This window comes from Neobacillus cucumis, from assembly GCF_002860255.1.
GTDB lineage: Bacteria > Bacillota > Bacilli > Bacillales > Cytobacillaceae > Neobacillus > Neobacillus cucumis_A.
Map to the genome: position 1 here is coordinate 164,436 of NZ_PGVE01000107.1, position 9,541 is coordinate 173,976.

The following is a 9,541-nucleotide window of genomic DNA, read 5'->3' on the forward strand; positions in this document are numbered from 1 at the left end:
TTGTCACCCCTTCATTAAGTATCTAATTTTAAATGCAGTATAATAAATGAGTGGACTCTGATACTTCAAACAGAAATAAGCCAAACGATTGAAATTATAGGTCTGATCGTTCCTTAAAATCGAACGGACTTCCATATCACTTACATACTTTTTTAGTTCCAGCATTTTATCTTTAAAGGTTAGCTTGTTTTCTGCTTTTGTTAGATCAAACATAGCTCTCAGCACACCACTTAAGTAGGATTCTTCCAAAAAAGATCTCGATTTAACATCGTTAATATTTAAATCTGCTAATAGTCTTAAAGACTCTTCATAAACTGTTTTTGCTATTTCAAAGCGATTATAATAGATGCCCGAAGTTACGCTGTTTCCATGCAGGACGTAATAATAATAAGCAGAACTTATTAAAATGGCTGATCGGCATTCACGATAATAATGTAAATTAAATAAAAAATCTTCTGCGATATAAAAATCATTATTAAATTTTAAATTATTTTTCATTATAATTGATTTTTTATACCACTTATTCCAACAGCTTCCAAATAGAGGTTCCCCCAACCAAATCGTTCTCAAAAACTCTCCTTTACTTTCATTGTTTGAGAATGATTTTTCTCGGTATTGATAGTGTTGAATAGGTTTTTCAGCTGTGTCCACAATACAATAGGGCGCTACAATAAAATCATAATCTTGTAACCGAACTCTATTAGCAGCTTCAGAAAAAGAGCTATCAACAAAATCATCTGCATCCATAAAGGTGATATATGTACCCTTTGCATGATTGATACCATGGTTACGCGCCCATGAAGGACCTCCGTTTTTTAAATGATAAACATGAACCCGTTCATCATGCTCACAATAGTAATCACATATTCCCCCGCTGCCATCGATCGATCCATCGTTCACAAGTATTACTTCAAAATCTTTAAAACTCTGATTAAGCACAGATTCTATGCAACGTTTTAGGAACTTTTCAGCATTATATACAGGAATAACAATCGATAATAGGGGCGAGTATAATGACGTCATTATAAATATCTCCTTCTAAACGCTCTTAAAAAGATGTCCATTACGGTTGCGTTTCTGATTCGAACGAGAGTTCTAATCATTTTTTGTAAATTGCTACGCTCATTAGGCACTTTAAAAATTTCTTGTATAATATCATCATGTATGATTTCATATATCATTTTTTTTCTTTCTGTTGGACTCATTGGGCAGCCAGGTAAATAATAATTGATGAAGACAAAGGAAAATTCATATTGATAATAAAGATACATATTTTCATTGGTATGGATATTCGTTCCTTCATCAACTAATTTTTTTAGTTTTTCATATAAATACATTTGGATTTCATACTTATTTTGAACATATTTATGAACGAGGCTTCCATTATTTTGATGATATTCATAATATACACTGTTCTCAAATGAGATCTTATTTGATTTTTTTAGATAGGAGATATTGAATAGAGCATCTTCTCCTAATTTAAATTCTGTCCCGAATTTAATTTTGTCCTTTTGGATTAAATCATTTCGATATAGTTTGTTACATGATGAATAGGCCAATCCCTTTTCCAATAAATGAACAAACAATTCAATTAAAGGTTTATTTTGATTGCTTAACAAGTCTTCAATTTTAAATTTATTCATCTCTTTATTATTTTTTACATTTGTAATTCCACAAACCACCAAATCAGTATTTTCATGTTCCACACGATGATACAATGCTTCTATATAGTTTGGCGGTAATGTATCATCACTGTCTGTAAACTGAATATATTTACCTTTAGCCATTTCCAGTCCTATGTTCCTTGCATATCCTGGTCCATGATTATCAATATGTACCACTTTTATTCTTTCATCCAGTGAAGCATAAGCATTACAAATATCTCCACTACTATCCACTGATCCATCATTTATGAGAATCAACTCAAAAGATGTAAGAGTTTGACCAAGAATACTTTCAATACATCTTGATAAATAATTTTCTGCATTAAAGACTGGTATTATGACTGAAACTAAATTTCCACCTTCCATATCTCTCCTCCCTCCCTAAGATTTATATGGATATTTATTATTTATCTATTAATTCAATAACCTTTTGCATCATATTATTCATAACAAAATCATTAGCCCGTACTTTTGATACATTTTTAAATCTATCAAGTTGATCATAATCTTCTGCAATCTTTACAAGAGCCTCATCTAAACCATCTTGTGAGTTTTCCACTAACAATCCATACTTACCATTTTCCAATATTTCTTCCGGACCTCCGCATTTGGTTGAAACGATGGGAAGCCCCATATATAATGCCTCTAGTAAGACAATACCAAAAGGTTCACAAATGGCAGGATGTACATAAATACTAGCCTCTCTCAAATAAATAAAAGGATTTAATTTCTTTCCCAGAAAATATACTGCATGATCTATTCTTAGTTCTTGAGCCAATTTCTTAAGCTTAAATTCCTCAGGTCCATGGCCAATGATATATAATCTTAATTTATGATTCCTTTGATACCCTTTTAAAAACGCCTTAATTAACCGATCAATTCCCTTATCTTTATGTAACCGGGCAACTGTTATTAAATTAATTGTATTTTTATCCATTGTTATTTCTATTTCTTCATTTAATTTGCTAACAATTTTTTCAGGAATAATGGCATTATAAATTTTTTCTACTTTTGTATCAGTTCTAGTAACCTTATAAAAAGCCTTTTTACATTTTTCTGATACAGTAATGATGCTGTCAAACTTGTTATAGCACTCAGTTTGCTTCTTGGTTGTCACATGACTTTCCAGTCCAAAATTCTGGTATTCCATATCTCCGTGAATCCAGGCAATCTTCTTCGAGTAAAGATTGGGGGATGCTGCCACAATTTTTTCAGGCATTCCTGTTTTAAATGATATTTCAACATCATATTCCTCACGAATTAAATAATTATAAAGAAGGCGAGGACTAATAAAACGTAACACTCTATAAATGCCTTTATATTGCTTATCAAATAAAAAAACACGCCTTACCGTCTTAGGTAACTCGTGAACAAGCTCTCCACCGTCAAATAAAGTCAGAACGGTTACATTATATTTTTGAGGATCAAGACTATTTAAAATATCAAGTAAAAGTATTTCAACTCCACCCATTACCATTCGATCCAATACAAATAAAACCTCAACCTTTTTTTTCATTATTTTAGACCAACCCTTCTTTCGATTAGGGTTTTTACAGGGTGTAACCCCATTGTTATTCGAACCAACCAATAGCCCGGGAGTGTTAAGAGGATGATACTTTTGCTCAGTAGCGATATTTTATGATTCAATAGATGATGAAATGATCTTTTAAAGATACTCTTAGCAAGGGCTTTTGCAGTCGTATGATGGAGCGATGATTTATTAATCGCATTACCGGCTGTTATATCAAATAGCATTCTACACTTAACATTTACTATTCTGGATTCTAACTCTTCGTCGTAGATGGTTATTTTCTTTTCAGTAAGGAAACTTTTGAGTTCCTCTAACGCTTCGAGTTGATCAAACTGTTTCTCACTAAAACCTTTTCTTAATATACTCCCATCACGCTGAATGTAATAATATAAAGGTTCATCGATATATGCTACTTTATTAGAATTAAAAAACAGTTTATAAGTAGTAAATACATCTTCATACATTTTACCAATGGGATAGCGAATGTTTTCAAATAACTCTTTTTTATACAGCTTATTCCAGGCATAATCATGTAAGACTCTGCTTGAAATCAATTCTCTTAGTGCTTCTTGAGAGGAATATTGAATCACATTTTTAGAGTTTGAAAAAACTTCTCTGTTGGAATATTGTCTGATATAGCCACAAACAGCTATTTCAGATTGTGTTTTCTTGCATAACTGATGCAGCTTTTCATACATTTCTTCTTTGATATAGTCATCACCATCAACAAATCCAATATAATCACCAGTTGCTATTTCTAGTCCAGCATTTCTAGCAGAGCTTAATCCACCATTTGGTTTATCAATCACGACTATTCTATCATCTAACTTAGAGAAATTTTTGATTAGATGGAGTGTATTGTCCGTTGATCCATCATTCACAACAATGATTTCTAACTCCTTAAAGGTTTGTGAAATTATAGATTCAAGACATTTTATAATATAATTTTCAATATTATATGCTGCGATTATGACACTTATTTTCATCTTAACCCTCTCTTCAAACTTAATAATTTAGCAAAGAATAAGATGATAACGCTCCTTTTGGTGTTTATTATTGACTTCAATATATAGCTCAATAGGTCAGGGGCAGCAGAATTCTTTAAAACATTACCTTCTCTTTTTACCACATTATTGATAAATGACAATTTTTCTTTATAAGACAAGCTACAAGTCTTTTTGTATAAATCAATAAAACTTGCCATAAAATCTCTTACAAGAAATCGGTCCAACATGTGTTGATTTTCACCCAGTACCCCCCAGTAATCCAACATTTCTTTCATCTCATTTAACAAAGAAAGCCGTATTTCCAATCTATTTGGCCGAAACTTAGAGACAAGACCTTCTCCTTTTTTAACAGTATAATTTACTAAAGCTTGATTACATGCTTTAACTGAACTAACCTCTCTAACAACTAGAATATTAAATTTCAAATCCTCTCCAATATCTATTTCAGTTGGAAAGTTTATCTTGTTATTTTTGATATAACTGGTCAGGTAAACTTTATTCCAAGGAGCATTAATCATTTCATTTTCTATTAGTGAAATGGCAGCCTTTCTAAATTCATCCTGAGTATTAAAATGCATACAATCCCTAAATGGAATTCTAAAGCCTGAGATTACACCATCACGTACTATGTTATAACCATAAATCAGCAATTCTGTGTTCTCATCTATCTGAGAAGTTAATTCTTTAAGAAAGTTAGAGCTATAATAATCATCAGCATCTAGAAAAGTGATATATTTTCCTTTTGCCTGCTCAATTCCTACATTTCTTGCGCAGCTTACTCCAGAATTATGAATATTGATTAAGGATAATCTTGGTTCATTTAGGGCGATGTTATGGCAAATTTCATAACTTTGATCTGTGGAACCGTCATTTACAACAATAATTTCAATATCATGGAAGTTTTGCGATAGGATGCTTTGTATGGCATGACTAATGGTTTGTTCTGCATTATAAACTGGTATAACAATTGAAAGAAAGGGAGTAGGCATTTACATTTCTCCTTTACTTTTCAAAGTTAAAAAATAAAACAAGATATAATAAAACCACAAAACAGTTCTTCGTAAATCATTTATTCCAAATCCATACATCAATAATGTAATGACTGCACATAAAATATACGTATTAAAACGAGTGGTTTTTAACAATTTGGAAACTAATAGTATATATAATATCCCCCCTAATATTCCTGCTTGGGTTAATATTTGTAAGAAGGTATTGTGAGCCTCAAACCCCCCAAATACAAAAGTTCCACTGTAAGAACCAGGTCCTAAACCAAAAATGGGTGAATGCAGCCAAGCTTTGATCGCATTCCCCCATATAATGAGTCTATTCTCTCCATTCGTATCACCATGAAAGAAATTTTGGACGAACAAAATAACTTTTCCGTAACCAATAATTAAAAAAAACAATAAGAAACATCCTAAAGCGATGTTTATACTAAAAGAACTTTTTTGTTTTCTTAAAAATTCACTAGCCTTCAACACGCAGAAACACATAGTTGCGACACCCCAGGCTGAGACCAAGGTTGATGATGTTGTTGCCAGCCCAATATTAATACTTAATAAGATGCCAAAGAAGGCAATCATCTTATTAAGTAAACTTTTTTCTTTCGTTATAATGTATAATCCAATAAAAGGTAAGGGAGCAACAAAATAGGCAAATTGGTGATAATCATTAGCGAAAGGAGAAAAAATATTCGATCCCGCATAAGTTAAGGAAAAGCCCAATAAACTTCTTATCCCTAGTAAATATACAAAGTACAAGGTGCCAACAATAAATAGTCCCCAGAAGTAGATGAATCGTAATAAACTATATAGATTCACAAAATCACTTCTCTTAAATACTTGTTCAAAGGTAAAACATAAAAACAGTAATACCACATAGGCCTTATAATCAAAGGAAACATATTGTGGTGAAATACTTAAGAGTGTATTTACTACATATCCAAAGGTTACAAAACTTAAATAGAATATCCAAAATACTGAAAAAACATGATTTTTCAAAGAAACCTGAATGGTTTGTTGGCCAGCTAATTGTACGATGCAGAAATATAATAAAATCAATTCACCCAATCCGTACATACCAAACCGTAATGAAGTAAAACCAAAAAATAACATCATGACCAAGATTAAAATGTTTTGAACACTAAAAGTTACATATTTCTGGTTTATTAATGTAGTCTCCATTTACAAACACCTTTTATGGTTTTAATATTTTTGTTTTCTACCAAAGTACATTTACAATACCCATTAAACATATAATTCTGTTAAACTCTCTACGACTTGGTCCACATCATATTTTTTAATGAATTTATAAGCATTCGAACCCATATTTTCCAATATTACTCTGTTCATAAACAGCTCCTCTATTTTCTCAGCCGTCCCTTTTATGTCATTTACATTAACTAAAAAGCCAGTAACATTATCCTCAACTAGATCCCTAATTCCTCGTATATTAGTTCCGATGACAGGTTTCTTACCAGCCATCAATTCCATTATATTTTTAGGAAGTCCTTCTCGATAGGACATCAGAATTCCCATATCACTTGCTGCGATCAGCTCATTAATATTACTCCTATAACCCAAAAATTGAATATTTTGATCCAACTTCCTTTCAATAAGTTCTCTCTTGAAATCCTTCAGAAGCGGTCCAACACCTGCACATATCACCTTTAAATCTATGCCTTTCTGCTTAAGAAGTTCCACTGCTTCTATCATTTGTCTATGATTCTTATTTTTATTTACTTCTGCGATCATGATGATAACAAAGTCATCTGGCGATAAATTTAACTTTCTTCTAGTTTCGGACCTATTTAGACCATTATTAAAATAAGCTAGATTTACACCGACGCCATTCACCTTACGTGTTTCTTTCACCTTAAACTTTTGGGCTCTTTCGTAATCTTCGCCATTCATTGTAATAATCGTATCAGTAAAATGAGCCATTATTTTTTCTATAGGGTAATAGATACCCCAATTTACAAACGGAGCTCCTTTAAAAAAGTGAAAACCATGTACAGTGTAAATGGTTTTTATTTTTGGAAACCTTAACTTTAAAAGACGACCGTATAATGCTGCAATTGGAGTATGAACATGAACTATATCATATTTATACTGTTCCTGCAGCTTTATAAGGTCCTTATAAGCTATCAAATTAACTGGATTTATAGGGTTACGAGTAAATGGAATATGAAAAAACCTAACACCAAGATCTGTTAGGTCTTTATTAGGCCCACCTTCTATATAACATGCACAGTCTACTATATTACCTTCCCCAATCAATTTTTCTATATGAGGAACTAAAAACGCATCAATTGTTCTGCTTAATGTCGTAATAAATAAGATTTTTTTCACATTATTTCACCAGCTTAATTATTAAAGTTTTAAATTTCTCATTATACTGAAACTGATAATAACGGTTGTGATTCCGATTTTCCATTTGCAATCTTTAATAATCTTTCCCTTAATTCTTCTTTTTCCATAGTAGAAAAATTCTCTAGCACATCCATTATCTCTTTAATAAATAAATGTGAGGTTTTTCCAATATAAATTTTTGGATAAATTTGCTGTTCTTCGATTTCTTCGTCCTTTAAAAGCTCCTCATATAATTTCTCCCCTGGTCTAATTCCAGTGAATTCAATTCCAATTTCCTCGATTGAGTTTCCAGAAAGCTTAATTAAATTTTTAGCAAGATCCACAATCTTAACTGGGTCTCCCATATCTAAAACAAAGATTTCTCCACCTTTTGCTAAAGAACCTGCCTGTATCACCAACCTTGATGCCTCTGGAATGGTCATAAAATAACGAATCATATCAGGATGCGTAACTGTGACAGGACCACCCTTTTCAATTTGCCGTTTAAATAAAGGAATTACACTGCCACGACTACCAAGCACATTTCCAAAACGCACGGCTACAAATTTTGTGTTGCTTGATTTGTCCAATTCCTGGATAATCATTTCAGCTAATCTTTTTGTTGATCCCATTACACTTGTTGGATTTACTGCCTTATCAGTAGATATCATTACAAATGTTTTAACACCATTCCAACTAGCAGCATTCGCAACATTCATTGTTCCTATGACATTATTTTTTACCGCTTCCTCAGGATTACACTCCATAAGCGGAACGTGTTTGTGGGCCGCTGCATGATAGACGACGTCAGGATTATAAAATCCCATTAGTAGATTCATCTTTTCTGCATCCTGTATATCTGCGATTTCTGTATATAATTCAATTCCTGATCCAGCAAGGCTCTCCTTCAATTCCATTTCAATTGAATAAATACTATTTTCACCATGCCCTAATAAGATAAGTTTAGCTGGATTAAAGTGGGAAATTTGCCGGCAAATTTCAGAGCCGATGGATCCACCCGCGCCTGTCACAAGAACTGTTTTTCCAGTTATTGATTCCGAAATACTATTTAAATTGAGTTTAATGGGTTCCCTGCCCAATAAATCTTCTACTTGAACGTCTCTGAATTGATTAACAGTCACTTTTCCAGACACCAAGTCCTCTAGCATCGGAAGAATTTGAGTTTTGGCCTTTGTTTTTACACATTCCTGAAAAATGGAGCTTAACTCTTTTTTACTAAGAGAAGGAATAGCAATAACAATATTATCCACATTAAGTTTATTTACAAACCACTGAATTTTATTAATCCCTCCTAAAACTGGGATCCCTAAAATATCAAGATTTTGTTTTTTTACATTATCATCAATAAAACCCACGGGTATAAGATCTGTTTCATGGTTTTTCAAAAGTTGCCTTGCAACCATTGTTCCAGCTGATCCTGCCCCAACAATTAAAGTCCTTTTCTTATTTGAAACTAGATTAATTAAAGAATCCCGATATATTCTCCAGCAAAACCTCGATCCGCCAATCAATAGGATATGGAGTGACCATGTTACTCCTAATAGCCTAAAATAAATCTCATGAACCATGAATCTTTGCATGATTCCAGCTATTACAATGGAACATGTGACGATTTTTAAAATGATAAGTAATTCTCCAATGCTGGCATATTCCCATGCTTTTTTATATAGTTTAAGTTTTAATGAAAATATATGATGACTAACGATGATAGCAATAGAAGTGATTTGCAAGGGCGTTGTGAAAACGTTAATAGTTGCATCTACTAAAAATCTACTAAAAAAAACAGCTGTAATTACAATGCATGAGTCAACAAGTATAAATAGGGAAAGTCTTTGTTTGTACGACATTTACTCACTCCTTACCTGTACTATTTAATTAGTATGAAATATATTTAAAATTGGTGAATCTGAATATCCCCCGAAAGATTACATTCCAATAAAAAAAATTGAAATTTTTCATTTTAAG

General features: G+C 32.3%; 8 protein-coding genes. All 8 read right to left on the minus strand.

Features of this window, described 5'->3' with window-relative positions:
* Positions 1–3 precede the first annotated feature (3 nt).
* On the minus strand, positions 4–1,023 hold the full coding sequence (locus tag CVD27_RS27375; protein WP_101652408.1) for a glycosyltransferase family 2 protein: 1,020 nt from the start codon (positions 1,021–1,023) through the stop codon (positions 4–6).
* Positions 1,023–2,030: a glycosyltransferase family 2 protein gene (locus tag CVD27_RS27380; protein WP_101652409.1), complete on the minus strand. Its 1,008-nt coding sequence runs from the start codon at positions 2,028–2,030 to the stop codon at positions 1,023–1,025. The genes CVD27_RS27375 and CVD27_RS27380 overlap by 1 nt, the downstream gene beginning before the upstream one ends.
* Positions 2,031–2,067: 37 nt before the next feature.
* The gene (locus CVD27_RS27385; RefSeq protein ID WP_101652410.1) at positions 2,068–3,180 is read right to left on the minus strand and encodes a glycosyltransferase; all 1,113 of its coding nucleotides are present in this window, start codon (positions 3,178–3,180) and stop codon (positions 2,068–2,070) included.
* Positions 3,180–4,181, minus strand: a complete 1,002-nt coding sequence (locus CVD27_RS27390; RefSeq protein ID WP_101652411.1) for a glycosyltransferase — start codon at positions 4,179–4,181, stop codon at positions 3,180–3,182. The genes CVD27_RS27385 and CVD27_RS27390 overlap by 1 nt, the downstream gene beginning before the upstream one ends.
* The gene (locus CVD27_RS27395) at positions 4,178–5,191 is read right to left on the minus strand and encodes a glycosyltransferase family 2 protein (RefSeq protein WP_101652412.1); all 1,014 of its coding nucleotides are present in this window, start codon (positions 5,189–5,191) and stop codon (positions 4,178–4,180) included. The genes CVD27_RS27390 and CVD27_RS27395 overlap by 4 nt, the downstream gene beginning before the upstream one ends.
* On the minus strand, positions 5,192–6,388 hold the full coding sequence (locus CVD27_RS27400; protein WP_101652413.1) for an O-antigen ligase family protein: 1,197 nt from the start codon (positions 6,386–6,388) through the stop codon (positions 5,192–5,194).
* Positions 6,389–6,451: 63 nt separating this feature from the next.
* A complete protein-coding gene (locus tag CVD27_RS27405; protein ID WP_101652414.1) occupies positions 6,452–7,555 on the minus strand; it encodes a glycosyltransferase family 4 protein in 1,104 nt (367 codons plus the stop codon).
* Between the two features lie 41 nt (positions 7,556–7,596).
* Entirely contained in the window at positions 7,597–9,423 is a 1,827-nt protein-coding gene (locus tag CVD27_RS27410; protein ID WP_101652415.1) for a polysaccharide biosynthesis protein, read from the minus strand.
* Between the last annotated feature and the right edge of the window lie 118 nt (positions 9,424–9,541).